We start from the raw sequence: 24,779 nt of genomic DNA on the forward strand, positions 1-24,779 counted from the left end.
CTCGACATCAAGATACTTTACCCGACCGCACCGAGTTCCCACCACCCGGTCTCGCAATGCCGATCCGGCAAGATTCGCTGGCACGGCCGCGGTCCGGGAGAGCCGCGCAGCCGCGATATGAGAAAGCCGTGCAGAAGTGAGGAGCCATCCACGAGATGCGAGGCTCAGTCGCGCAGGGGTGACCCTGCGATGTCGAAGCGGTAACCGCCGAATTCACCGGAGAGCATGGGGCGGGCTTCTGCGATCGAGGCCTGGACTTCCGACAGCTGCAGGGACTCTCGGTGTGCATGCTCGCTCTCCCAGAGTTCGATGACGAAGATGGTGTCGGGATGATCATCACTGACTCCGACTTCATAGCTCAGGCAGCCGATCCGCTTGAGGTAGTCGTTGCGACGGGTGAGGAGAGCAACCAGGACGTCGCGCTGTCCGGGCAGTGTCCCGAGGGTGCCGACATTCGCGAAGACCATGTTCTCAAGGATACCAGCGGGAGTGAACTGCATCACGTGCCGATGTGCCACAATTGAGCCATGACGCGCACTGCTCTGGACTTCGACGATAACTGGTTCGACGATGCCGAGTTCGCTCAGCTGCGACGGCGACTGCCCATCCCCTATGTCAATGCGATTCCTGTGCGGGTGGGCGAATCGGGAGACGTCGAGAGGATCGGTCTCCTGCTGCGCAGCCTGGACGACGGAACACTGGGCCGAGAGGTCGTCGGCGGGCGGATCCGCTTCCACGAGAGCATCCGCACAGCGCTGATGCGCCATGCAGAGAATGACCTCGGACCGATGGCACTGCCGGTCATTCCGCCTGCGATCGCACCGTTCCACATCGCCGAATACTTCCCCACCGAAGGCTCCTCGCTCCTCCACGACCCTCGCCAGCATGCGATCTCAATGTGCTTCATCCTCGAAGTCCGAGGCGAGTGCACTCCTCGCGCGGATGCACTGAGCCTCGACTGGCTGACGCCGGAGGAAACGCTGCGCTCTGACATCGTCGGCGAGATGTGCCACGGTCAGGAGCACATCCTCCGCTACGCACTGGCGCATATGGGCTTCGCGATCTGACAATTTTTCTACACTCCGTAGAGGTCCCTTGGTAGACTGAGTCCACGAGGACGGTTCTGATGACGGGGCCATCGTCCTCGTCCGGGTACAGTCGGCCCCCACGGGAGGTCTGCCATGACTGCCGAGAACCACACCGCCGACCAAGCATCGATGAACCTCGGAATCCTCGTCGGTTACGACGGCTCCGAACTCGCCGCGCGCGCCCTCGAGTACGCGGCAGCCGAGGCCACTCGCCGCAGCGCCGCTCTCACCGTCGTCGCCGCTTATACCGTTCCTGCGATGATCTATCCGAACATCGCATCAATGCCGGAGGAGAACGAGGAGCAGGCCTCACTCCGAGCGGTCGAGAAACTCCTCGGTGAAGCGGCCGGACTCCTGCGAGACCACGTAGGCAAGGTCTCCTACCGCGCCGATCGGGGAGACGCGGCCGGGGTGCTGAAAGATCTGAGCGCACACGCACGGACAGTGGTGGTGGGCGCGAGAGGCCGCGGCGGATTCATGGGCCGAATTCTCGGCTCGGTTTCCACAGCACTGCCTGCCCACTCCCACTGCCCGACCATCGTGGTCCCGGGCCACCGAACGGAGACGGATGATGCCCCGGTGGTCGTCGCCGTCGACGGCTCGGATGCCGGACGTCTGGCGATGTTCACCGCCGCCGAGGTGGCCAGCTCCCGAAGCGCCGCCCTCGACATCATCTCCGTCCTCCCAGCCGGCGAGGAATGGCTCTACTGGTACCCCGAACTGGAGCTGAGCGCCGAGGTCTCCGTTCGGAGGAAGAAGCAGCTCGAGGCAGCGCTCGAGGCCGAGGTCGCGGCAGTGGCTCAGCAGTTCCCCGATCTGCAGGTCGATGCCGAGGTGCCCATCGGAGACCCGACCGAGGTTCTCGTCGAAGCCGCAAAGACCGCACAGCTGACTGTCCTCGGCACCCGCGGACGCGGAGCAGTCCGAAGTGCGCTTCTGGGCTCCGTATCCCGTGGAGTCCTCCACCGCGCGGACGGTCCGATCATGGTCGTCCCGAGCTGAGCCGGCGGCGTCAGCGCAGACCGCGCAGGCAGCGTCAGCGCAGACCGCGCCGGTAGCGTCAGCGCAGACTGCGTCGGCGCCTTGACATGAACAGCAGCACCGCGCCGATGATGATTGCGGTGGCACCGACAATGATCGGCACACCGAGCTGAGTGCCGGTGCGCGGGAGATCGCCGGCGTCCGCATCTGCACCTACGTTCGCCGAGGTGGCACCCGAGCTGGCCGCAGCAGAGGTGGCATTCTCCTGCGCACCGGCTTCCACGCCGGCAGTCGTGCCGTCGGCCTCGTTTGTGCCGTCCGTCTCGTTTGTGCCGTCAGACTCGTTTGTGCCGTCAGACTCGTTTGTGCCGTCAGACTCGTTTGTGCCGTCAGTCTCGGTCGTACCGTCGGCTTCGGCGGTGTCCGAGCCCGAGTCAGCTTCAGTCCCGTCTGAGCTGGTGGCCGCATCCACGCTGTCCGCGCCGCCGCCAGCGTCCGCACCGTCGGCTTCCGCGTTCGCATCTGCTTCCACGTCGGCTCCCGGCTCTGGAGCGTCATTTCCGGCGCGGGTGATCTCGACATCGTCGATCTTCTCGGACGCTGCCTGCGCTTCCGGCTCCTGTGCACCGCCTTCTGGGACCTCATAGGTCGTTGCCTGCAGAGCTTCGTCACTCACCCGCACTCGGGTGAAGGCCGGGGTGTCGTTGTGCACGCTCTTGGCCTCCCATTCCAACCCCGGAACGTAGTCGTAGTACTTCGAACCCGAGGATGAGGTCAGCGTCAGGTACATCGTCTGCCCTTCGTCTTTTTCCTGCTCGAAGCCGGCATCGGAATCTTCGACCTTCTTGCCCTCGGAGTCCATGAGGAACGTCCGGTTGTAGATGTGGTCGTGACCGGACACCACGAGGTCGATGTCGTTGCGTGCAGCAACCGGTGGAATCGCCTCACGCAGCTTCTTCACATCAAGGTCGCTGTTATGCGTCGCGGTCGAATAGATCGAGTGGTGGAAACCGAGGACCTTCCACCGGGCCTCGTCGCCGTGGGCCTTGACGACTTCGTCGATGAATTCGGCGTGCTCGTCGGTGTCATGACTGTTCGAATTGATGTTGATGAACAGAACCCCGGAATCGATGAACCAGTAGTCCCCGCCGGAGGTGATGGCTCCACCTTCACCGTGGTCCTGACTGACGTTGGGCCGATTGAAATGCTGCTCATACGATTTCGATGCGACATCATGGTTGCCGATCGTCGTCGCCTGCGGAACAGTTGTCATCGCCTCAGGTGCCAAGTACTCCTCGTACTGGCCCTGGTCATTGGCGGAGTTCACCTGATCGCCCAGAGAGTAGACCAACCGCGGATCCTGCGCTGTCCCCAGCGCCGAGGTGAGCGTCCTGTTCCAGCCGGTCGCATCGTCGGGGTTGCCACCACCGGCACCGATCTGCGGGTCGCCGAAGACAAGGAACTCGCTGCCCCCGCCCGCTGTCCCCGTATCGAACTGCGCCACCGGTGAGAAGCCGTCATCCTCGCTTCCGACCTGGTAGACGTATTCGGTGTCCGGCTCCAGCCCGGTCATAATCGCATGGTTGTAGTGGCGTTTGAGATCAGTTGAGAGCCCGGACTTCGTCGTCGTGGCGCGCTTCGCATCGGCGGGAAGCGCCGAACCCTCAAGTTCGGAAGCCTTGGCCCAGCGGACCTCTCCCCCGCCGGAGCTCTCACTCATCCACGACAGGTTGCGCGTTCGCTCGTCGGCTCCGACTTGGAGGACGGGATCGGTGATCGCGGATGTCCGTTCCTGGCTCTTCGCGGTGGGATCGCTGCTGAGCAGCTGTTCCTGGGCATGTGCCGGAATCGGTGCCGAGACGAGCACGGCCAGCAGCGTCAGTGCGGACAGGAAGCCCAGTGGCCTGATCAGATGATGTTGTGTTTTCACCCGATCATTCCTACCCGCCGGTAATGAAAGCCTCGACCCCGACGGGCGGCCGCCGAGTCAACGGCAGGTGAACTTTTCGCCACGGGGCACTGCCGTGAACTGTTGTACAGTTGGCCCTACACGACAGGGGAGCGCCAATAGGGGCGCTGAGAGTGCAGATGAAGCTGCAGACCCTCGAACCTGATGCGGCTAGCACCGCCGAAGGAAGTCGAGACTCTTCTACCCCTCCTTGATATGAGGAGGCACAATGCCAGAAACAGCCGCGCCTGAATCCACTTCGAAGACCGCGCGAAACCATTCCCACGCACCGACGACGAAGCAGTGGCGGGTCGTCGACTATGTCGTCACCGCTGTGCTCGGGATCAGCGTCGGACTCATCTTCTGGGTCCTGGCCCTGAGCTGGAAGGTCCTCGAACTCGGGTTCCAGGCTTTCCCTCCCTCGATCGGCCTCATCGCCGGGCTCTGGGTCCTCGCCGGGCCGTTGGCCGGGGCCATCATCCGCAAGCCCGGTGCCGCACTGCTGTGCGAGATGATCGCCGCCATCGTCGAGGCCGTGCTGGGCTCCCACTTCGGCGCTACCGTCCTGCTGTCCGGGCTGGTCCAGGGCCTCGGCGCCGAACTCATCTTCGCAGCCTTCGGCTATCGCAAGTTCAACCTGTGGGTCACGAGCCTGGCCGGCCTCCTGGCCGCCGCGTTCATGTCCGTGAGCGAGAACATCATGTACAACGCCGAATGGCAGTTCGGCTTCCAAGCCGCCTACACGGTGTGCGCCGTCATCTCCGGCGTCGTCATCTCCGGCATCGGCGCCTGGTTCGCCTACCGCGCGATCGCGAAGACCGGGGCGCTGAGTTCCTTCGCCTCCGGTCGCCTGCGCTGATGGCCCTGCCAATCACTGCCCGCCGGTACTCGTGGCGCCACGCCGATCGCGAGCAGCCTGCGTTCGTCCCCCTCGACCTGCACATCGACGCAGGTGAGAAGGTGCTTCTTCTGGGCCCATCCGGGGCTGGCAAGACCACCCTGCTGCATGCGATCGCCGGGGTCCTCCCCGCCGAATCCGGCGAAGCCGCCGGCGAGCTGCTCATCGGTGACCTGCCACCCGATCCTCGCCGAGGTGAGACCGGGCTGGTCCTGCAAGATCCCGATTCGCAGGTGATCTTCTCCCGCGTCGGCGACGACGTCGCCTTCGGGATGGAGAACCTGGGACTGCCTGCGGAGATCATCGATGCCCGCGTCTCCGCCTCGCTGCAGACGATGGGTCTCGACCTCCCCCATGACCATCCCACCGCGGCACTGTCAGGAGGTCAGAAACAGCGGCTGGCACTGGCGGGAGTCCACGCGATGGCACCACAGGTGATCATCCTCGACGAGCCGACGGCGAATATCGATCCGGACTCGGCCGCCTCCGTCCGTGATGCTGTCCTCGATACCCAGGCGGCCACCTCGGCGACGATGATCATCGTCGAACACCGGGTCGAACTGTGGCTCGATCATGTGGACACCGTGATCGTCCTCGGCCCAGATGGGCTGCTCGCGCAGGGCACACCGAGTTCGGTCTTCGGTGATCCCGAACTCGCCGAGGTGCTTCTCGAGTGTGGAGTCTGGGTGCCGGGAACGACAGAATCCTTGGCAGGAGACGATCGGAATCCGGTGGAGTCCGTATCAAGAGCTGCTGCTGTGGCTACCGGAGAGGTCGTCCTCCAGACCGAGCAGCTCAGCGTTGCTCGACCGAGGGTGAAGGCTCCGGCCGCGACCGGTCTCGATCTGTCCATTCGGGCTGGTGAGGCCGTGGGTATCGTCGGCGCCAACGGGGCCGGCAAGTCGACGCTGGCCCTGACCTTGGCCGGCCTCATTCCCGAGTTCGGTGGAGAAGTCGCCGCGCTGGGCTCTCTGCGGGCTGGGGCTAAACATGACCGGCCCTTCCGCTGGCCCTCAGCATTTCTGGCTCCTCGCATCGGGATGGTGTTCCAGGAGCCGGAGCATCAGTTTCTGCGCTCCAGCGTCGCCTTAGAGCTGGCGCTGGGTCCGCGTCTGTCCGGATGGTCAGCGGGCCAGGTTGAGGAGCGTGTCGTCGAGCTGCTGCAGGCGCTTGGCCTTGAGACTCTCGCCGAGGCGCATCCGCAGGGGCTTTCGGGAGGTGAGAAGCGGCGCCTGTCGGTAGCGGCCATGATGGCTCCCCGACCGCAGGTCCTCATCGTCGACGAGCCGACCTTCGGTCAGGACGCCCTGACCTGGGCAGGGCTGGTCGAGCAGTTCCTCGATGTCCTCGCACGCGGATCAACGGTGGTCGCCATCAGTCACGACCATGCCTTCCTCGACGCGATCGGTGCCAGACGCGTCGTCCTCGGCGGTGCCAAGCAGCCCACAGCGGAGAAGACCGGAGCTGGAGACATCCAGGAGGGGCGAGAGTTTTGAGTGCACCAACACCGTCACCGGCCGCAGTTCACGATCCGGGCCAGCTCATCCCCCTTGTGCGCAGGACGGCGCTGGTCAGGTGCAATCCGCTGACGAAGATCGCTGTGGCGCTCATCCTCATGGTCGGGACGCTGCTGAGCATCGACATGGTCTCAGCAGGAATCGTCCTCGGGTTCTGCCTGCTTGCGCTGCCGGCGACGGGACTCGACCTGCGGGCGGCGCTCCTGCGGTTGTGGTTCCTGCCTCTCGGTGCACTGTTGGCCGCGTGGGGCACAGCGATCTTGGCGGAGAAGACAGGTGCGGTGGTCGTCGACGTCGGTCCGATCCTGATGACAACTGATTCGCTGGAGGCTGCGGCGGCGATCTTCCTGCGAGCCCTGGCGCTGGCGATTCCGCTCATCGTGCTCGCCTCCACCATCGATCCCCGTGACTTGGCGGATGCGCTCGTCCAGCGGCTGCGGCTGCCCGAGGTGGTTGTCGTCTCGGTGCTGGCGGCCAGCAGACTGCTCGGTCTCCTCGTCAGTGAGTGGCAGACCCTGGCGATGGCCAGACGGGCCAGGGGCATTGCCGGCGGTTCGATCATCCGGCGCACGCGCAGTCTGTTCGCCGGCATCTTCGTGCTGTTGGTGCAGTCGATCCGTCGCGGCACCACCTTGGCGATGGCTATGGAGGGCCGGGCGTTCGGTCGTCCGGGGCGGACCTGGCGTCGGGAGTCGACCTTCGGCTCCGGTGACCGTCTGGCGGTGGTGGTGTCTCTGGCAGTGTGTACTCTTGCCATCGTGGCCGCACACATACTCGGAACCTGGAATCCGATCGTCGGCGGCTGAGCGCGCACACCGTCGGCAAGACGTCAGAGCTGCCGGAGAAGGTTCTTGAGATCGGCTCGCCATTCTTCGAGTCTCTCGGCGCTGGGGAGTTTGGAGACTGTGAGGACGAGGAGTGTCCTGTTCTCGTCCTTCGGTTCGGCGGCTGCCTCGAACTTGGTTCCGTCCTCGAGGTTCGCCCGCCAGAAGGAGCGCTTCTCCGTCTTCGACGTGCGCGCCTCCCCGTCGAGGGCCAGGCCCGCCAGCGTTCCCTCATTAATGAGGAACGCGAATCGGGTGATGACATCATCACGCTGACCGGTCACGGTGCGTGAGACCGCCACATCGAAGGTGCCGTCGGCCCGTTGGCCGGGCACCCGTCGGCCGATCTCCTGCTCATAGGCCACGACCGCGCCTTGGACCCACCAGCCGTGCTTCTCGACGACTCCGTCGAACTGCGGGTAGAGGGCGTCGGCGAGTTCCTTGTGACTCGCCGACGCTCCCCCGGCCGATTCGAGGCGGGCCTTGGTATCCGCCCAGGATTCGCCGAGAGCCTTCTCGATTGCCGCCACATTCATCGCCTTGGTCACCATGAGTGAAGTCTAGGCAACTATCGCCCAGCCGTGAATGCTCAGCGGGCCGATAATGCTCAGCGCTGCAGAGAGGCCTCAGCCGATCTGCAGTTCGCCCATCTCGTCCCAGCCTTCGCCGTCGATCTTGCGGGAGATGATCTTCGGCGTCGACGCCAGGTGCGGACGCATAGCCTCGAGGCCGGCAGCGAAGTGGTCACTTTTGACGTGGGGTTCTGCCCCTTCGTCGGTGAATGCTTCGATGAGGACGAACTCGTTGTCCTTCTCCAGGCTCTTGGACCATTCGAACCACAGGTTGCCGGGCTCCTGTCGCACTGCCTCGGTGAAGGTGCGCACCGCCTCGGGGAACTCATCGACGCTCTCGGGCTTCACGTCGTACTTCACAACGATGAAAATCATGCTGACCGCTCCTGTGTTTGTGCGAATTCCGTCGGACCGTGTCGGCCCGACGCCACCAGCCAATCATGTTTCGGCCTGCGCTCCAAGAGCCACGTCTGCGCTCACCGCTTCAACGATCATCAGCGGTTCGTCGACAGATCCCGTGAACGGAGTACGATCCCAGTCCCGCCAGACATTGCGCACGGACAGACCGGCTGCACCTAGATCGTCACGCAAAGTGTCGAACGTCCGGAACTGCAATCGCTGACTGACCTTGATCACCTCATCGGCATCAAGGAATTCGTTGACGCTGTCCATGGTGATGATGCCCAGCTCGTCCGGCGCCGAGGTGGCCGTCGTTTCGCGCAGACGCCCCACTGCGGTCTGCCGGGTCTCGGCATGCGTGTTCCAGTTCCGCCAGGCTTCAGCATCTGGATTGCGAGCTTCGAAGGCCACGATTCCGTCCTCGCGGAGTCCTCGGGTGATGTCTTGCAGCGTCGACTTCCACTCATAACCGAGGATGTGCATCGCGACGTTGCCGCTCAACACTATCAGGTCGCTTGATTTCGTCTCAATCAGTTCCGATGTTCCCAGGCGCCATTCAACCATGTCCCCACCGGGCCGTTTCGAAGCGATTTCGAGCATCGCTGCGGCAGGATCGATGCCGACGACGACGCGATCAGGTGCTGCCAGGGTTGCTGTCAGCATCCCTGTGCCGCATCCCAGATCTGTGATGCAGGCGGCCGACAGGTCTCGTGCGAGTTCACGAAAGTAGTCGTGATCTGGCCCATCCGGATTGTCATCATCATAGATGGCGGCGAGAAACTCGTCCTCATAGGCGCGATTGCTCACTTCAGAGCCCGCGCTCACACACGTTCGGCGATGAGCACGAGGAAATCGCTGTCGGGTTCGAAGGGGTGGAGTTCCCACGTGGACAGCTTGAGGTTGACGAGCATCCCGGTCGACTTCACATCGTCGATGAAGTCTGCAAAGTCGTAGCCGCGGCCGGCCCCGAATCCGGCGACGAAGCGTCCACCGGACTTCAGCGTCGATCTGATGTTGCCCAGGGTCTGGCGACGCGAGGCGGGATCGAGGAAGGACAGGACATTGCCGGCACAGAACGCCACGTCGATGTCGTTGATGCCCGCATCTGCGAAGTCGAATTCGGCCAAGTCGCCGGTGTGCCATTCACCGCTCGGGAAGTCCTCCTCGGCGACTGAGATGAGGAACTCATCGAGGTCGACGCCGTAGACGCTGTGCCCTTCGCCTAAGAGCAGGCCACCAGCACGACCGGTGCCGCAGCCGGCGTCGAGGATACGCGCCCCACGCGGTGCCATCGCATTGACGAACCTCGCCTCTCCCCCGATGTCGTGGCCGGAGGCGGCGAGAGTGCGCCACCGCTGCGCATAGTTCGCGGAGTGGTCGGGATTGGTCTCACGGATGCGGTTCCACTGATGATCGAAGCTCATGGCCCCATCCTAGGACGAAAGACCTCGGCCACCACCTCGGCGACGGCAGCGACCGGATCTGCCGGGTCCGGGGAGGTCAGAACGATGATCTCCCTGCCGCCCGCCTCGGCGATGGGATGGAGGTCGACGTCGGGCCCGCCCAGGGACATCATGATCGGCGTCGCCAGGGTCAGCCCGAGTCCCGTGCCTGCCAGGGCGAGCGCGACGGCGGTGTCGGTGACGATGTGGGTCTCCTTCGCAGCGATCCCCAGCGCCGAGGTGGCCAGTCGCATCGCTCGGCCGAAGAGCTCTTCGGCCGGGGGCAGGATCCAATCGGCCTCGGCCAAGGCCTGCTGTGTGGGACCCCGTGCGCCCGCGGGCACGACGATGCCGAAGTCCTCACTGGCCACCGTCGTCCAGCTCAGACCCCGCATCGGCGGCAGGGGCACGGCCGGATAGTTGATCCCGATGCCTAAGTCGATGGCTCCGTCGATGACGGCCGCCGACATAGTCTCGACATTGATCTCCCGGGCCCGAACCTCGATGTGCGGGTGCTGTTGGCCCAGGAGGCGCACAATGGCCGGCAATGCCCTCGTCGATGCCGAACCGAAGACGCCGAGCGTGACGATGGCCTCGCTGCGGAAGTCCCTGCCCAGCATCGCCATCTCTGCCTGCTTCTGGGCGGCGAGGATGCTTCGGGCGCGCGGAAGCAGCGTTCGGCCGGCTTCGGCGAGGACCATCCCCCTGCCTCGACGAAGGAACAGCTCGGAACCGACCGCGCGGCGCAGGGCGCTCATGTGCTGCGAGACCGCCCCGATGCTGTAGCCCAACTGTTCCGCGGCTCGGGTCATCGACCCGAGTTCGGCCACCGTGACGAAGGTGCGCAGCTGTCCCAGAGTCCATGCCATGGCCACAGCCTAGCTGTTTTCAGGTTTGCTAAAAACAGTTTTCATGAACTCGCTCTTGTCCTTAAACGTGACTGGAACCACAATGGGCAGTGAGCCGCAATACGCCGACATCGACGTCGGCGCTCCCCGTTGCCGCGACGGCCAAGGAAGGGCGTTCGCAGCAGAAGACAGTGAGGTTGAAGTTGGAGAGCACATCACCGACAGGCACGGCCCCGACGAGCGCCGAGGTGGTCATCATCGGTGCCGGGGTCATGGGAGCATCCATCGCCTATCACCTGGCCAAACACGGCGTGAAGGACATCGTCCTCGTCGAACGCGACGTCCCCGGTTCGGGGTCGACGTCAAAGGCCGCCGGCGGGGTGCGCAGCCAATTCTCCGATGAGGTCAACATCGCCCTGTCCACACGCAGCCTCGAAGTGCTGCGCAGCTTCGAGAGCGAGTTCGGCGTCGACATCGATCTGGTGAGCAATGGGTACCTCTTCCTCCTCGATTCCGCCGAGGATGCCGAGACCTTCACCGCCAACGTCGAACTCCAGCAGCGGATGGGTCTGAATTCCCGGATGCTCACCGTCGCCGAGGCGGCTGATCTGGCCCCGTACATCGACACAGAGGGACTCGTGGCCGGTGCCTTCAATCCCGGAGACGGTCATTGCACCCCTGAGGCCGTGGTGTCCGGGTACGTGAATGCCGCACGGAACCTGGGTGTGCAGGTGCTCAAGAAGTGCGAGGTGACCGGGTTCGAAACCGCCGGCGATGCCGGTTCGGTGGGCAGCGACGGTTCGAACAGCGGCCGCAGAGTCAGCGCGGTGACGACCAGCAAGGGCAGGATCGAATGTGCACAGGTCGTCTGTGCCGCCGGCGCCTGGTCCGGTCTCATCGGCGAGGCAGCCGGAGTCGATCTGCCGGTCAGGCCCCTGCGCCGCGAGATCATGGTCAGCGAACCCGTGGATGAAACGCAGCTGGGCATCGAACTGTCGCGGTTGCCCTTCACCATCGACTTCTCCACGAGCTTCTACGTCCATCCGGAGGGTCCGGGCCTGCTCTTCGGATGCCCGGACGAGACGGACGTGTGGGAATTCGATGACAAGCGCAATCCCGACTGGCTGCCCACCCTGGCAGAGCTCATCGAATCTCGGGCTCCGGCCTTGGGCGATGTCGAAGTCAAGCGCGGCTGGGCGGGACTCTACGAGATGACGCCCGATCACAATGCGCTCATCGGTGAGGCCGAGGAACTCGCAGGCTTCTTCTACGCCTGCGGATTCTCCGGCCACGGGTTCCTCATGGGCCCGGCAGTCGGAGAGGTCGTCGCCGACCTCATGACCGGGCATCAGCCCTTCGTCGACGTCTCCGGCTTGGACAAACGACGCTTCGCCACCTCTGGCCTGCGCAAGGAGCTCAACATCGTCTGACGACCCCTCCCCCACTGCAATCGACCGTGACTCAACCACATCATCAGATTCCCGCTCACCAGATGCACCAGCGAAAGGACAGCAATGACTGCATTGCCCACCGACCAGACCATCACCGATCTCCTCACCTCCGGACTTAAGGCCTGCGGAGTCGAGGCGGCCGTGCTCAACGCCGGACCTGGAGCCCCGGCGAACCTGCCTGCCCGCTCCCCCATCACCGGCCAGAGCCTGGGCACGCTGGCTGCGGACACCAAGGAGTCCGTTGCAGACAAGATTGGCGCAGCCGCCGAGGCGTTCGCTGCCTGGCGTGACGTTCCCGCACCAGTGCGCGGCCAATTGGTTCAGCGCTGGGGGCAACTGCTGGGCGAGCACAAGGAGGATCTCGCAAAGATCATCACTGTCGAGGCCGGCAAAACCCCGTCCGAGGCCGCCGGTGAGGTGCAGGAGATGATCGACATCTGCGAGTACGCCCTGGGCCAGTCCAGGCAGCTGTGGGGCAAGACCATGCCCAGCGAACGCCCCGGACACAGGCTGATGGAGACCTGGCATCCGCTCGGCGTCGTCGGCGTCATCTCGGCCTTCAACTTCCCTGTGGCCGTCTACTCCTGGAACACTGCGCTGGCCCTGGTCGCCGGCGATGCCGTGGTGTGGAAGCCCTCGGAGAACGCCGTGCTCGCAGCCCTTGGCGCCCAGTCCCTTCTGGCCCGCGCCGCCGCTGAGGTGGGTGCACCGGAGGGGCTCGTCCCTGTCCTCGTCGGCGGCAGGGACATCGGCGATGCCATGGTCCGCGATGAGCGCGTGGCCCTCGTCTCGGCCACCGGGTCGGTGCGCATGGGCCGCGAGGTCGGACCCGTCGTGGCCGAGCGCTTCGGTCGCCTCCTGTTGGAGCTCGGCGGCAACAATGGTGCGATCGTGGCCCCGAGTGCCGACATCGACCTGGCGCTGCGCGGTGTCGTCTTCGCTGCCGCAGGAACCGCGGGACAGCGCTGCACCACGCTGCGCCGCCTCATCGTCCACGAATCCATCGCCGATGACTTCGTAAACAAGATCGTCGCCGCCTATAAGACCTTGAGCATCGGGTCTCCCACCGAGGACGGAGTGCTGGTGGGACCGCTCATCAATGAGGGCTCATTCGAGGCGATGCAGGCGGCCCTGAAACAGGCCGAGTCGGAAGGCGGCACCGTCCTGACCGGCGGTGGGCGCGTCCTCGACGGTGATCGACCCGACGCACACTATGTGGAGCCGGCGGTCGTGCGGATGCCTGCCCAGACCTCGGTGATGGAGTCGGAGACCTTCGCCCCGATCCTCTACGTCGTGACCTACAACGATCTCGACGAGGCGCTCGACATCCACAACGGAGTGCCACAGGGTCTGTCATCGGCGATCTTCACCTCGGAGCTGGCCGAGTCGGAGAAATTCCTGTCCCGATCCGACTGCGGCATCGCCAACGTCAATATCGGCACCTCCGGTGCGGAGATCGGCGGGGCCTTCGGTGGCGAGAAGGAGACCGGCGGCGGCCGCGAATCCGGCACCGACTCGTGGAAGGCCTACATGCGGCAGGCCACGAACACCGTCAACTATTCGGGTGAGCTCCCGCTGGCCCAGGGTGTGGAGTTCCTCTGAAGGTCACTTGTCAGATGAGATAGTCTGCTGAAATGTCTGAGACTCCGCTGCTCCCCGCTTGGTACGACTTCGCCTGGACCGCGGTCCTCCTCGTCGTCATCGGTCTGGCAATTTGGTCATTGGTGTCGCTGGCTCAGTCGAAAGTCGATGCGCCCACCAAGCTGGCGTGGGCAGTATTCATCATCGCCTTACCGATTCTCGGATCGCTCGTCTGGCTCGACTATCGCCGCAGAAGTTTGGCGCAGCGCAAACATTCCGATGAGTTGGCGCAATAGTCAGCGAGGTTGTTCTGGCTGCTGATCAGTATTAGGAGAATCCGGGCGTCGGCTTTCAGCCGGCGCCCGCTTCTTTCTGTGCTCGAGGAGCAGGGCCACGAGCCCTGCCAGCGCGGCGAGCGGGAAGACGATCAGTAGGAAGACCCAGCTCACCCCTCCATCGTTGACTGATTCCACGCCCGAGAGCAACGAGTTCGTAAATGCCGTCCCCAGGATGAATGCCATGATGATGTTCCGCATGGTTCGGAACCTACCTGCCAGCATGATTCCTTGCAATGGAACTCACTCGCAACTGTCTGCTTGATCACGGAAAGCAGGTGCGACCGCGACGGGAGGGACCGGAACGACTAAAGTTGCGATTGAGCCCGTGCATACTGAAGGAGAACACCTGTGATTGAGTTGAAGACACCCGCCGAGATCGACAAGATGGCGGTCACCGGCCGATTCGTCGCGAAGACACTGGCCGAATTGTCTTCGATCGCAGAACCGGGCATGAACATCATGCATCTGGAGAAGCGCGCCAGGAAACTCATCGAAGAGGCCGGCGCTGTCTCCTGCTATTGGGACTATGCACCATCATTCGGTGAGGGCCCCTTCCGAAACGTCATCTGCCTCTCGGTCAATGACGGGGTCCTCCACGGCAAGCCCCACGAATACGTGATGAAGGACGGCGACCTTCTGACCTTGGACTTCGCCGTGTCCATCGACGGCTGGGTCGCCGATGCAGCACGGTCCGTCATCGTCGGGAACGGCAGCGAAGAAGATCAGCGCCTCATCGACTCAACCTGGTCAGGACTCGAAGCCGGCATCTCCGCCGCCCAGCCGGGCAGCCGCCTCGGCGATATATCGAAGGCCATCGGCGATGTCGCCGATGAGCAGCGCATTCCGGTCAACCTCGACTTCGGCGGTCACGGGCTGGGCCACACGATGCATGAGGATCCGCACGTGGCCAACCGCGGGAAGGGCGGACGCGGCCTGGTGCTCAAGCCCGGTCTCACACTGGCGATCGAACCATGGTGGTCATTCACCTCGAAGAAGCTCTCCGTGGACAAGGACGGATGGACCCTGCGCTTGGCCGACGGATCGAACGGCGCGCATTCGGAGAACACGATCGCCATCACCGAGGATGGGCCCAGGATCCTCACCGCGCTGGACTGATCGGCTCCTGTGGCCCGGCAGTGATCTCTGCGTCTGCACCCCCTCCGTGTCAGTAGGGCGTGCCAGAATTGTCCTATGTCTTTCACCTGCACCGAATGCGGCTATTCGACCGTCAAGTGGCTGGGCCGCTGCCCCGAATGCCAGGCCTGGGGCACGCTCGAGGAGAAGGGCGCCGGCAAGTCCTCGGTCAAGACGAAGGTCAAGAAGTCCAGCGGTGCGAAGTCGATCAACCAGATCGACTCCACACTGGCCCAGGCGAAGACCACCTACGTCAGCGAATTCGACCGTGTCCTCGGAGGCGGGATCGTCCCCGGCGCCGTCGTTCTCCTTTCTGGCGAGCCCGGTGTCGGCAAGTCGACGCTGCTGCTCGATGTCGCGTCGCGCGTTGCTAAATTCGGGGCCAAGGTTCTCTACGTCACCGGTGAGGAATCGGCTGGGCAGGTGCGGCTGCGGGCCGAGCGCATCAACGCCCTCGAGGACTCCCTGCTGCTGGCTGCGGAGACCGACCTCGGCGCGGTCCTGGGCATGATCGAGGCAGAGGAGCCCGAAATGCTCATCGTCGACTCCATCCAGACGCTCGCCTCCTCCGAGATCGACGGGGTCCCAGGCGGGGTCACCCAGGTCAGAGAAGTGGCCGCGGCCCTGATCCGCGAGGCGAAGGCCAGGTCTCTGCCGACTGTGCTCGTCGGCCACATCACGAAGGACGGCACGATCGCCGGCCCCCGACTTCTCGAACACCTTGTCGATGTGGTGTGCAACTTCGAAGGGGAACGTCACTCCCGACTGCGTCTTCTGCGAGCCGTGAAGAACAGGTTCGGACCGACCGACGATGTTGGCTGCTTCGACATGGAGGAGAACGGCATCAAGAGCCTCGAGGACCCGTCTGGCCTCTTCCTCTCCCGCAGCGGCAGCAATCCTCCAGGGACCTGTCTGACCGTGACGCAGGAAGGCAAACGTCCGCTCCTCGTCGAAGTTCAATCACTGATCACCGAGTCCGCCGGCGGACAGTCCCGCCGGTCTGTCTCCGGCGTGGACTCCTCCCGTGTGGCGATGATGCTCGCCGTGCTCAGCCAGAAGATCGGAAACATCAGTCTGGCCAAGTCCGATGTCTTCACCGCAACTGTCGGGGGCGCGAAATTGGCAGAACCGGCCAGCGACCTGGCGATCTGCCTCTCACTGGCCTCGGCCGCGATCGGAAAGTCGCTTGCCGCAAAATTCGTGGCTATCGGTGAGATCAGCCTCTCGGGCGAGATTCGCAATGTACCCAACCTCGGGCAGAGGCTCAATGAGGCGTCACGCCTGGGCATCACCCATGCGATCGTCGCCCACGGTGCGCTGCGCAACGTCTCCACCCCCCAGGGGATGCGCGTCAAGGAATGTGAACACGTTTCGGAGGCTGTCGAGTTACTTTTGGGAGGCAATCGGTAAAAATTCCGGGACATCTGCATGAAAATGGCGCATCCTGGAAGTATGACCACGACAGTCTTTCCCGCAATGAGGACCACAGACGCGGCCGCAACGACCGCTCTGCTGCTCGCGCTCGGTTTCACCGAGAGGCTCATCGTCAGGGACGAGTCTGATCCCGAGATCGTCGTCCACGCCGAATACGCACTAGGCGAGACGGGCGGAATCATGTTCGGCTCCGTCCGCAATGACGGCTCGGCTCTGGACAGCGTCGGCGGGAGCTCTATCTACGTCGTCGTCGACACCGAACGGGAGGTCGACCGACTCTACGAGGAGATCGTCGACATGGGCCATGCGATCGTCCGTCCCGTGGCAACGCAGCCTCACGGCGGTCGGGAATTCGACTTCCGCGACCATGACGGCAATTCCTGGGGCGTGGGGTCCTACCGCGGAGCCTGACCAACAGCCGGCTGGGTCAGCAGGGATCTACTACTCTGTTGACTTCTCTTCCGATGGCTTCTCGTCAGGCGCCTCGGACTCCTTTTCCTCCGACTTCTTGTCCTCGGCCTCTTTCTTCTCCTTGGCCTTGGTGGCGGCGTCCTTCTCCAGTTCGAACTTCGCTGGCTTGCTCTTCTCATCGCCGAGTTTGACGACGAGCTCGTACTCCCCCGGTCCGAAGGCCTTGTTCGTGCGATTGCAGTTCTTGTCGACCTGTACCCGATTCCATTCGAACTGAGCAGTCTTCTCAGACTCCGGCGCGAACTCGGTCGAGACTTCAGCGTTCTCGTCCTCATCGGCGGCGCAGAACTTCGATGACCAGACGACGTCACCGTTCTTCTCGACCAGGAACTCCTGCTCCTTGGTGCCGACCTCGATCAGGCATGTGGCCGTGTGGTTGTTCTCGATCACCATTTCGAACTTGGGCTTGGCCTCTTCTTTGAAGCTCTTCTTGTCGACCTTGGCTTTGAGTCCGACCTTCTCCTCGGGACACTTCCCACTTGCGGCCTTCTCGTCTGGGACCGGTGCTGCAGAGGTCGTGCTTGCCGACGGTGTCTCCTCGGCGACAGGTTCGTCTCTGCTGCCCCCACCCAGTCCTTTGACGATTCCGACGACGCCTAGCACCAATAGTGCGACCACCACGAGGCTGGCCACCAACAGCGCGTAACGTCGCCGACGGTACACGTGCGATGGCAGCTTCCCGCTAGACTGGCGGGGCTGCCTGGCGCCGTTCTTCGGCTGCGAACCACGATTGGAAGGAGTCATCGCTTTGAGCCTAGGCCGAAGCGATTGAGCATCCAAATGACACACCGAGCCGCTTCCGAATCGAGATCTTCGCGCCGCGACTCTCCGTTCCCCACCGTCGCGAACGCGGACATCCACCACGTTCGCGAGACGATCATCACCTGGTTCGAAACCGCTGCTCGCCCTCTGCCTTGGAGAGATGCAGACACCAGCGCCTGGGCCGTCCTCGTCAGCGAGATCATGTCGCAGCAGACTCCAGTCTCCAGAGTCGAACCCCGGTGGCGGGAATGGATGCACAAGTGGCCGACGCCCGCAGATCTGGCACAGGCGCCCACCGCCGAAGTGCTCCACAGTTGGGACCGCCTCGGCTACCCACGAAGGGCACTGCGACTCCAGGAAGCCGCACGGGTGATCGCCGAGGAACTCGACGGTCACGTGCCGCAGACTGCGCAGGAGCTCGAGCGTCTCCCCGGCATCGGTTCCTACACCGCAGCGGCTGTGGCCTCCTTCGCCCACGGTGAGCGCACCACCGTGCTCGACACAAATGTGCGCCGTGTTCTCATCCGGCTCTTCGCTGGCCGCGATCGTCCCTCAGCTTCACCGGGACGCGCAGAGACCGAATGGGCCAGCCAGTTCGTTCCCGAGACAGATCACAAGCAGTGGAACGCCGGGGTCATGGAATTCGGGGCGCTCATATGCACGGCCAGGAACCCCCATTGCGAGACCTGCCCGCTCAGCGACATGTGCGCCTGGCAGAAGGCGGGAAGGCCAGCCTCGGCGGTGAAGCCGAAGACACAGAAGTGGGCGGGCACGGACCGTCAGCTGCGCGGTGCCATCATGGATGTGCTCAAGTCCGCGCACGAACATTCCGACGGCAGCGACAATTTCGGCTGCGTCTCCTTCGATCTCTTCACCGCATCCACCGCCGAGGTGGATCTCAAGCTGCTCGACTCGCTCCCTTCCCACACATCGACGAAGCTTGCGCAAGTACGGGAACTCAGCGCAGATGCGGATCGGATCTCCCGCCTCATCGGCGATTTGATCTCTGACGGTCTGGCAACTCAGGACGGTGAGATGCTTCGTCTTCCCGGGTGAGCGCCGCTGCCGCTGCGCGCTTGGGCTCTCAGATGCGCCCGAGGATACGGTCTCCATCGTCGAAGAGTTCATCTCGAAGTTCGACGGGCAGTGATCCTCACAGGAACTTGATCATCCGGGCGTTGCCCAGGGTATTGGGTTTGACGCGGGCGAGGTCCAGGAACTCTGCCACACCTTCGTCGGCGGAGTGCAGGAGTTCGACGTAGACCTCTGGGGAGACAGGGATGCCCTTGATCGGCTCGAATCCGAGTGCACCGAAGAATCCGGTCTCGAAGGTCAGGCAGAAGACCCTGTCGACGCCGATCGCCACGGCGTCTGCCAGGAGCTGCCGGATGAGGGCCTTACCCACTCCACGCCCCCGATAGGCCGGCGAGGTGGCAACGGTGCGCGCCTCCGCAAGGTCCGCCCAAATGATGTGCAGTGCGGCGCAGCCGGCCAGAACTTCGGTTCCGTCCGCCTGCGGGTCCACCACCAGCCAGAATTCCTGCAGGGTCTCGAAATAGGTGACGGTGTCCTTGGCGAGCAGAATGCGCTCTTCGGCCAGCGGTGCGACCAATGCCTCAATCCCTTTGACGTCGCTCGTGCGCGCCCTGCGCAGGTAGAGCCCGCCGGGAAGGGAATGGTTGAAGTGATGGTCTGAGGAGACCTGGTGATGGTCGAAGTCGACTGGGGCTGAGCTCATATCTTCATTCAACACCATCGGCCAGCGGGCATGAAAAAGCCCGGGGACGCAGCTTGTGCTGTGCCCCCGGGGCTCTTCAACGCTCTAGAAGGAGATCAGGACGCGGAGCTTCCCGATCCGCTGCCGCCGGACGAACCGGCACCAGCGAGTTCTCCACCGGAACCGGAATCATCCGGACCGCTGGCGGCAATGCTCTCGGTCTCCACGCCCTCGAACGTGAATTCCGCTTCCTTGCCCTCTCCCTTGACGTCGACCTTGATGGTCTGACCGCTGCCGATCTCCTTGAACAGGATCTTCTCGGACAGGTGGTCTTCGATCTCGAGCTGGATCGTCCGACGCAGCGGACGAGCGCCCAAGACAGGATCGTAGCCACGGTCGGCCAACAGACTCTTGGCCGCATCGCTGACCTCGACCTTCATGCCCTGATCGGCCAGACGGGCGTCCAGACGTGCCAGGAACTGATCGACGATCTGCAGAATCTCTTCCTTGTTCAGCTGAGGGAAGACGATCGTGTCATCGACACGGTTGAGGAACTCGGGGCGGAAGTGCTGCTTGAGCTCCTCGTTGACCTTCTGCTTCATGCGCTCGTAGTTGTTGTTCGTGTTGCCCTCAACCTGGAAGCCCAGCTGCAGGCCACTCGAGATGTCTCGAGTACCCAGGTTGGTGGTCATGATGATGATGGTGTTCTTGAAGTCCACCTCACGACCCTGCGAGTCGGTCAGACGGCCATCCTCAAGGATCTGCAGCAGCGAGTTGAAGATATCCGAGTGAGCCTTCTCCACCTCGTCGAAGAGGACCACTGAGAACGGTTTGCGACGGACCTTCTCCGTCAGCTGGCCGCCCTCTTCGTAGCCAACATAGCCGGGAGGAGAACCGAAGAGTCGGGACACGGTGTGCTTCTCCGAGTACTCCGACATGTCCAGGCTGATGAGCGAATCCTCATCACCGAACAGGAACTCCGACAGAGCCTTCGCCAACTCGGTCTTGCCGACACCGGTGGGGCCAGCGAAGATGAACGACCCGGAGGGGCGCTTCGGATCCTTCAGACCCGCACGGGTCCGGCGGATGGCACGGGAAATCGACTTGACCGCGTCGTTCTGCCCGATGATGCGCTTGTGCAGCTCGTCTTCCATCCGCAGCAGACGCGAGGATTCTTCCTCGGTGAGCTTGAAGATCGGAATACCGGTGGCTGCAGCCAGCACCTCGGCGATCAGCTCCGCGTCGACGACCGCAGAGGTGTCCTTGCCGCTCTTGCGCCAGGCTTCTGTCTGTTCATCCTTATCCTGCTGCAGCTTCATCTCGGAGTCACGCTCAGATGCCGCGAGCTCAAAGTCCTGAGCGTCGATGGCGGCTTCCTTGCGGTGACGGGCCTCGAGGATCTGCTCCTCCAGGTCGCGGATCTCCTGCGGCACCGACAGACGCGAGATGCGCAGCTTGGCGCCTGCTTCGTCGATGAGGTCGATTGCCTTGTCCGGCAGGTACCTGTCGTTGACATAGCGATCCGACATGTTCACGGCGGCCGAAAGTGCACCTTCCGTGATCGTGACCTTGTGGTGCGCCTCGTACTTGTCGCGCAGACCCTTGAGGATCTCGATCGAATGCGCCAGCGATGGTTCAGGAACCTGAATCGGCTGGAAGCGACGTTCGAGTGCAGCGTCCTTCTCGATGTGCTTGCGGTACTCGTCGAGAGTCGTCGCACCGATCGTCTGCAGCTCACCTCGCGCCAGCATGGGCTTGAGAATCGAGGCAGCGTCGATGGCACCTTCAGCGGCACCTGCACCCACCAGAGTGTGGATCTCGTCGATGAAGAGAATGATGTCGCCGCGTGTGCGGATCTCCTTGAGGACCTTCTTCAGGCGTTCCTCGAAGTCACCGCGGTAGCGGGAGCCTGCCACCAGTGAACCGAGGTCCAAGGTGTAGAGCTGCTTGTCCTCCAGAATCTCCGGAACTTCGCCGTTGACGATCGCCAAGGCAAGTCCTTCGACCACTGCGGTCTTGCCGACACCGGGTTCACCGATGAGGACAGGGTTGTTCTTGGTCCGGCGGGACAGGATCTGCATCACGCGCTGCATCTGCTCGTGCCGGCCGATGACCGGATCGAGGTTGCCTTCGCGGGCGGCTGCGGTCAGGTTCGTTCCGAACTGGTCGAGGACGAGCGAACCGGATGGGGTTCCCTCCTCGCGTCCACCTGCGGAGACGGGCTCCTTGCCCTGGTAGCCCGACAGAAGCTTGATGACTTCCTGGCGAACTCGTCCCAGGTCGGCGCCCAGCTTGACGAGCACCTGTGCGGCAACGCCTTCGCCCTCGCGGATCAGACCGAGCAGGATGTGCTCGGTTCCGATGTAGCTGTGTCCCAGCTGCAGCGCCTCACGGAGGCTGAGCTCGAGGACCTTCTTGGCACGCGGCGTGAACGGGATGTGCCCGCTCGGTGCCTGCTGCCCCTGTCCGATGATCTCCTGGACCTGGTCGCGCACCTGCTCGAGGGAGATGTCCATTCCCTCGAGTGCTTTGGCTGCCAGGCCCTCACCCTCGTGGATCAGCCCGAGCAGGATGTGCTCGGTTCCGATGTAGTTATGTTTGAGTAGTTTGGCTTCTTCCTGGGCAAGCACTACCACTCGGCGTGCTCGGTCAGTGAACCGCTCGAACATATTCACCCTCCTCGGTCTTGTTATTCTTTAGAGCCTAACGACCATTGGCCACGATCTATTGCACGTTTCGCCATCAGCCGAAACCGTTTGGCTGTGGGCGAAATTCGGTGTTCGCCCCTTCGTCACTCCTCTGCACGACATACTGCCGCCTCGTCCTGCGCAGATTCCGGTTCTCCGTGTCCCTGAGGTGTGTCGATTCCGTACTTCGCAACGGGAAATCGAGATACTCCACAAATTGCTGCGGTCATAGATTACCGCGGATGGGAATTGAGTAAATCGTCTAACTTTACTGTCGGCGGTCAAGTGACAACGTGATTGCAGTCAGCCGTCATATTCGGCAATGGTGCTGGGACGTCATTCACTCCAACGTCATCCGCGGGGTGGATATTCCGGTGCCGACTCCGGAAGCCCGGCTTGCGAAACTCATCAGCAAAAACACTGAAGGACCAACGGTTCAACCGTTGGTCCTTCAGGAAGCGATTATCGAATCAGTCGCAATCAATCGATTCGCTATACCGCTTCAGTTATCGGCGGTGACTGGATTGAGGCGGATCAGCTGTCTGCAGCTTCGTATGCCTGGACGATTTCAAGCGGAATGCGTCCGCGATCGCCCAGCTGGTAACCGTTTGCCTGTGCCCATTCGCGGATCTTGGCAGTGTCGCGCTTCGGACCCGCGGTGGAGCCGGCCCCTGCACGACGTCCACGGCCACCCGGGTTGGCTACCCGACGAGCCTTGGCGATGAACGGGGCGAACGTTTCACGGAGCTTTTCGGCATTCTCTGTCGACAGTTCGAGTTCGTAGGTACCTTGGTCGAGGCTGAAGCGAACGGTTTCCGACGCCTCCGAGCCATCGAAATCATCCGTGAGAACGAGTCGCATCTCCCTTGCCATGTTCACTCTTTTCATAATCAGAAGTATTTGTCGCAGTCAGCTTAACATCTGATTCATGATTATCGCCTAATTCGCTAACCTCATGCTCTGAATAGAATTTATCGATCTGCTCTCGTTCGGTCCGATCTGCACGCAGGATGTTTCTCATCACGTACCAGAACAGCAAACCAACACAGATCGAAGGCAATAGTGCCTTCATCAGATCCATCATGTGCTCAACCTTCCTCAGCCATTTCCGAATTACCGGAGGCAATTGGCTTCGTGAATGGGAAGAGAATCGTTTCTCGAATTCCCAGGCCGGTCAAAGCCATGAGCAGACGATCAAGTCCCATTCCCATACCGCCGGTCGGCGGCATTCCGTGTTCCATCGCGGTGAGGAATTCCTCGTCGAGTCCCATCGCCTCTTCATCACCCTTGGCCGCGTCGGCTGCCTGAGCCTCGAACCGTTCACGCTGAATGACCGGGTCGACGAGCTCGGAATAGCCTGTGGCCAATTCGAAGCCGCGAACATAGAGGTCCCACTTCTCCACGACGCCCCTCTTGGTCCGGTGTTCACGAACCAGAGGTGAGGTGTCGACGGGGAAGTCGGTGACGAATGTCGGCACCCACAGCTTGTCCTGGTAGAAGTGCTCCCACAGCTCCTCGACATACTTGCCGTGTGAGCGGAATACTCCACCCAGGTCGACGTTGTTATCGGCTGCGATCTTGTCCAGGACGTCGAGTCCGGTCTCCGGGGTGACTTCGACTCCGGATTCCGCGGACAAGGTCTCGTACATGCTCACCACGGGCCAGTCACCGCCGAAGTCGTAGTCCTCACCGTCTCCCAACTTCACCACGAGAGATCCGGTGGCGTCCTGTGCCGCGTTCTGGACCAGCGTCTTCGTCAGTTCGGCGATCGAGTGGTAGTCGCCGTAGGACTGGTAGGCCTCGAGCATCGCGAACTCCGGTGAGTGCGTGGAGTCGGCGCCTTCATTGCGGAAATTGCGATTGATCTCGAAGACGTTCTCGATGCCGCCGACGATCGCCCGCTTGAGGAAGAGCTCCGGCGCGATGCGCAGGAACATATCGATGTCATAGGCATTCATATGTGTCTTGAATGGCCGTGCTGCAGCACCACCGTGCATGAACTGGAGCATCGGAGTCTCGATCTCGACGAAGTCCTGTTCTGCGAACGTCCGGCGCAGAGACGACATGACCTCTGCTCGCGCCAGCATGTTCTTCCGTGCGTCTTCGCGGGTGATCAGGTCAAGGTAGCGCTGACGCACACGAGTATCCTCGGCCAGCTCGGTGTGCAGGCCCGGCAGCGGACGCAGCGCCTTGCTCGCCATCGTCCAGGAATCGGCGAGCACAGAGAGTTCGCCGCGTTTGGACTTGATGACCTTGCCGTGGACGAACAGGAAGTCGCCCAGATCGACGTCGGTCTTGAAGTCGCCGAGTCGTTCCTCCCCCACTTCGCGCAGAGACAGCATGCCCTGAAGGCGCGTCCCGTCACCCGACTGCAGTGTCACGAAGCAGAGCTTGCCCGTTGTCCGGACGAACACGACACGGCCGACGACGCCGACGATGTCCTCGGTCTCGTCGCCGGCTTCCAGCCCGTCATGGGCGGCATGAACCTCGGCGAGGGTGTGCGTGCGAGGGATTCCGACCGGATAGGCATCGGTGTCGGAGTCTAAGAGTCGCTGGCGCTTTTCCTTTCGGATCCGGATCTGTTCGGGATCGAGATGCTCGGGTGAAAGGTCTGCGTTTTCGGGCGTGTTCGACTCGGTATCTGCCATACCCTCCAGGCTACCGTGAGCGCGGCCCCAGGGGGAATT

At 62.9% G+C, this 24,779-nt stretch carries 26 protein-coding genes and 1 riboswitch; of the genes, 12 read left to right on the plus strand and 14 right to left on the minus strand.

Translation table 11 applies throughout. The features are described from left to right. Positions 1-164: 164 nt before the first annotated feature. A complete protein-coding gene (locus tag HU144_RS17170; RefSeq protein WP_235352328.1) occupies positions 165-467 on the minus strand; it encodes a putative quinol monooxygenase in 303 nt (100 codons plus the stop codon). Positions 468-527: 60 nt separating this feature from the next. Between HU144_RS17170 and HU144_RS17175 the strand changes: the two genes are divergently transcribed. Next, positions 528-1,067: a DUF4916 domain-containing protein gene (locus tag HU144_RS17175; protein ID WP_198397686.1), complete on the plus strand. Its 540-nt coding sequence runs from the start codon at positions 528-530 to the stop codon at positions 1,065-1,067. Positions 1,068-1,181: 114 nt separating this feature from the next. Continuing rightward, entirely contained in the window at positions 1,182-2,090 is a 909-nt protein-coding gene (locus HU144_RS17180; protein WP_235352329.1) for a universal stress protein, read from the plus strand. 58 nt (positions 2,091-2,148) lie between these two features. On the opposite strand, the gene HU144_RS17185 is transcribed toward HU144_RS17180, so the two are convergent. Next, the gene (locus tag HU144_RS17185) at positions 2,149-3,999 is read right to left on the minus strand and encodes a fibronectin type III domain-containing protein (protein ID WP_235352330.1); all 1,851 of its coding nucleotides are present in this window, start codon (positions 3,997-3,999) and stop codon (positions 2,149-2,151) included. A gap of 115 nt (positions 4,000-4,114) precedes the next feature. After that, positions 4,115-4,223: riboswitch (TPP riboswitch) on the plus strand. Positions 4,224-4,246: 23 nt separating this feature from the next. On the opposite strand from HU144_RS17185, the gene HU144_RS17190 reads away from it, so the two are divergent. The 3 genes from HU144_RS17190 to HU144_RS17200 are packed head-to-tail and all read left to right on the plus strand — an operon-like array spanning position 4,247 to position 7,238. Beyond that, complete coding sequence (locus HU144_RS17190; RefSeq protein ID WP_235352331.1) at positions 4,247-4,876, plus strand: ECF transporter S component; 630 nt, start codon at positions 4,247-4,249, stop codon at positions 4,874-4,876. Next, complete coding sequence (locus tag HU144_RS17195) at positions 4,876-6,411, plus strand: ABC transporter ATP-binding protein (protein ID WP_235352332.1); 1,536 nt, start codon at positions 4,876-4,878, stop codon at positions 6,409-6,411. The genes HU144_RS17190 and HU144_RS17195 overlap by 1 nt, the downstream gene beginning before the upstream one ends. Continuing rightward, positions 6,408-7,238: an energy-coupling factor transporter transmembrane component T family protein gene (locus tag HU144_RS17200; protein ID WP_235352333.1), complete on the plus strand. Its 831-nt coding sequence runs from the start codon at positions 6,408-6,410 to the stop codon at positions 7,236-7,238. The genes HU144_RS17195 and HU144_RS17200 overlap by 4 nt, the downstream gene beginning before the upstream one ends. Before the next feature lie 23 nt (positions 7,239-7,261). On the opposite strand, the gene HU144_RS17205 is transcribed toward HU144_RS17200, so the two are convergent. The 5 genes from HU144_RS17205 to HU144_RS17225 form a co-directional block, all read right to left on the minus strand. Further along, a complete protein-coding gene (locus HU144_RS17205; RefSeq protein ID WP_235352334.1) occupies positions 7,262-7,807 on the minus strand; it encodes a hypothetical protein in 546 nt (181 codons plus the stop codon). 75 nt (positions 7,808-7,882) lie between these two features. Further along, a complete protein-coding gene (locus HU144_RS17210; RefSeq protein ID WP_235352335.1) occupies positions 7,883-8,203 on the minus strand; it encodes a putative quinol monooxygenase in 321 nt (106 codons plus the stop codon). 63 nt (positions 8,204-8,266) lie between these two features. Continuing rightward, a complete protein-coding gene (locus HU144_RS17215) occupies positions 8,267-9,034 on the minus strand; it encodes a class I SAM-dependent methyltransferase (protein ID WP_235352336.1) in 768 nt (255 codons plus the stop codon). Between the two features lie 14 nt (positions 9,035-9,048). Then, positions 9,049-9,651: a class I SAM-dependent methyltransferase gene (locus HU144_RS17220; RefSeq protein WP_235352337.1), complete on the minus strand. Its 603-nt coding sequence runs from the start codon at positions 9,649-9,651 to the stop codon at positions 9,049-9,051. Further along, positions 9,648-10,538, minus strand: a complete 891-nt coding sequence (locus HU144_RS17225) for a LysR family transcriptional regulator (protein WP_235352338.1) — start codon at positions 10,536-10,538, stop codon at positions 9,648-9,650. Before HU144_RS17225 ends, HU144_RS17220 begins: the two co-directional genes overlap by 4 nt. Before the next feature lie 89 nt (positions 10,539-10,627). Between HU144_RS17225 and HU144_RS17230 the strand changes: the two genes are divergently transcribed. The 3 genes from HU144_RS17230 (at position 10,628) to HU144_RS17240 (ending at position 13,845) form a co-directional block, all read left to right on the plus strand. Continuing rightward, entirely contained in the window at positions 10,628-11,947 is a 1,320-nt protein-coding gene (locus HU144_RS17230; RefSeq protein WP_328284308.1) for an NAD(P)/FAD-dependent oxidoreductase, read from the plus strand. Positions 11,948-12,031: 84 nt separating this feature from the next. Beyond that, positions 12,032-13,570 (plus strand): L-piperidine-6-carboxylate dehydrogenase, encoded by a 1,539-nt coding sequence (gene amaB / locus HU144_RS17235; protein ID WP_235352339.1) that lies wholly within the window; start codon positions 12,032-12,034, stop codon positions 13,568-13,570. A 32-nt stretch (positions 13,571-13,602) separates the two neighbouring features. After that, positions 13,603-13,845 (plus strand): PLD nuclease N-terminal domain-containing protein, encoded by a 243-nt coding sequence (locus HU144_RS17240; protein ID WP_235352340.1) that lies wholly within the window; start codon positions 13,603-13,605, stop codon positions 13,843-13,845. On the opposite strand, the gene HU144_RS17245 is transcribed toward HU144_RS17240, so the two are convergent. Then, positions 13,846-14,085, minus strand: coding sequence for a hypothetical protein (locus HU144_RS17245; RefSeq protein ID WP_235352341.1), 240 nt, complete (start codon positions 14,083-14,085; stop codon positions 13,846-13,848). 150 nt (positions 14,086-14,235) lie between these two features. Here HU144_RS17245 and map point away from each other — a divergent pair, with 150 nt between their 5' ends. The 3 genes from map (at position 14,236) to HU144_RS17260 (ending at position 16,866) form a co-directional block, all read left to right on the plus strand. After that, positions 14,236-15,003, plus strand: coding sequence for a type I methionyl aminopeptidase (gene map, locus HU144_RS17250; protein ID WP_198397700.1), 768 nt, complete (start codon positions 14,236-14,238; stop codon positions 15,001-15,003). Between the two features lie 75 nt (positions 15,004-15,078). Continuing rightward, positions 15,079-16,431, plus strand: coding sequence for a DNA repair protein RadA (gene radA / locus HU144_RS17255; protein WP_143922047.1), 1,353 nt, complete (start codon positions 15,079-15,081; stop codon positions 16,429-16,431). 42 nt (positions 16,432-16,473) lie between these two features. After that, positions 16,474-16,866, plus strand: a complete 393-nt coding sequence (locus HU144_RS17260) for a VOC family protein (RefSeq protein WP_235352342.1) — start codon at positions 16,474-16,476, stop codon at positions 16,864-16,866. Between the two features lie 30 nt (positions 16,867-16,896). On the opposite strand, the gene HU144_RS17265 is transcribed toward HU144_RS17260, so the two are convergent. Continuing rightward, on the minus strand, positions 16,897-17,670 hold the full coding sequence (locus tag HU144_RS17265) for a hypothetical protein (protein ID WP_235352343.1): 774 nt from the start codon (positions 17,668-17,670) through the stop codon (positions 16,897-16,899). Positions 17,671-17,706: 36 nt separating this feature from the next. Between HU144_RS17265 and HU144_RS17270 the strand changes: the two genes are divergently transcribed. After that, a complete protein-coding gene (locus HU144_RS17270) occupies positions 17,707-18,744 on the plus strand; it encodes an A/G-specific adenine glycosylase (protein ID WP_235352344.1) in 1,038 nt (345 codons plus the stop codon). A 97-nt stretch (positions 18,745-18,841) separates the two neighbouring features. On the opposite strand, the gene HU144_RS17275 is transcribed toward HU144_RS17270, so the two are convergent. The 5 genes from HU144_RS17275 to lysS all read right to left on the minus strand — a co-directional run bounded on the left by HU144_RS17275 (position 18,842) and on the right by lysS (position 24,740). Further along, positions 18,842-19,426: an amino-acid N-acetyltransferase gene (locus HU144_RS17275; RefSeq protein ID WP_235352345.1), complete on the minus strand. Its 585-nt coding sequence runs from the start codon at positions 19,424-19,426 to the stop codon at positions 18,842-18,844. A gap of 95 nt (positions 19,427-19,521) precedes the next feature. Continuing rightward, the gene (locus HU144_RS17280; protein WP_235352346.1) at positions 19,522-22,074 is read right to left on the minus strand and encodes an ATP-dependent Clp protease ATP-binding subunit; all 2,553 of its coding nucleotides are present in this window, start codon (positions 22,072-22,074) and stop codon (positions 19,522-19,524) included. 552 nt (positions 22,075-22,626) lie between these two features. Further along, complete coding sequence (locus HU144_RS17285) at positions 22,627-22,965, minus strand: histone-like nucleoid-structuring protein Lsr2 (RefSeq protein ID WP_143922051.1); 339 nt, start codon at positions 22,963-22,965, stop codon at positions 22,627-22,629. Next, positions 22,931-23,176 carry a hypothetical protein gene (locus HU144_RS17290; RefSeq protein WP_198397867.1) on the minus strand — a complete coding sequence of 82 codons (246 nt, stop codon included), beginning with the start codon at positions 23,174-23,176 and terminating at the stop codon, positions 22,931-22,933. The genes HU144_RS17285 and HU144_RS17290 overlap by 35 nt, the downstream gene beginning before the upstream one ends. Positions 23,177-23,180: 4 nt before the next feature. After that, positions 23,181-24,740 (minus strand): lysine--tRNA ligase, encoded by a 1,560-nt coding sequence (gene lysS, locus HU144_RS17295; RefSeq protein WP_235352347.1) that lies wholly within the window; start codon positions 24,738-24,740, stop codon positions 23,181-23,183. Between the last annotated feature and the right edge of the window lie 39 nt (positions 24,741-24,779).

Origin of the sequence: Brevibacterium sp. UCMA 11752 (assembly GCF_021532235.1) — a bacterium.
Taxonomy (GTDB): Bacteria; Actinomycetota; Actinomycetes; order Actinomycetales; family Brevibacteriaceae; genus Brevibacterium; species Brevibacterium antiquum.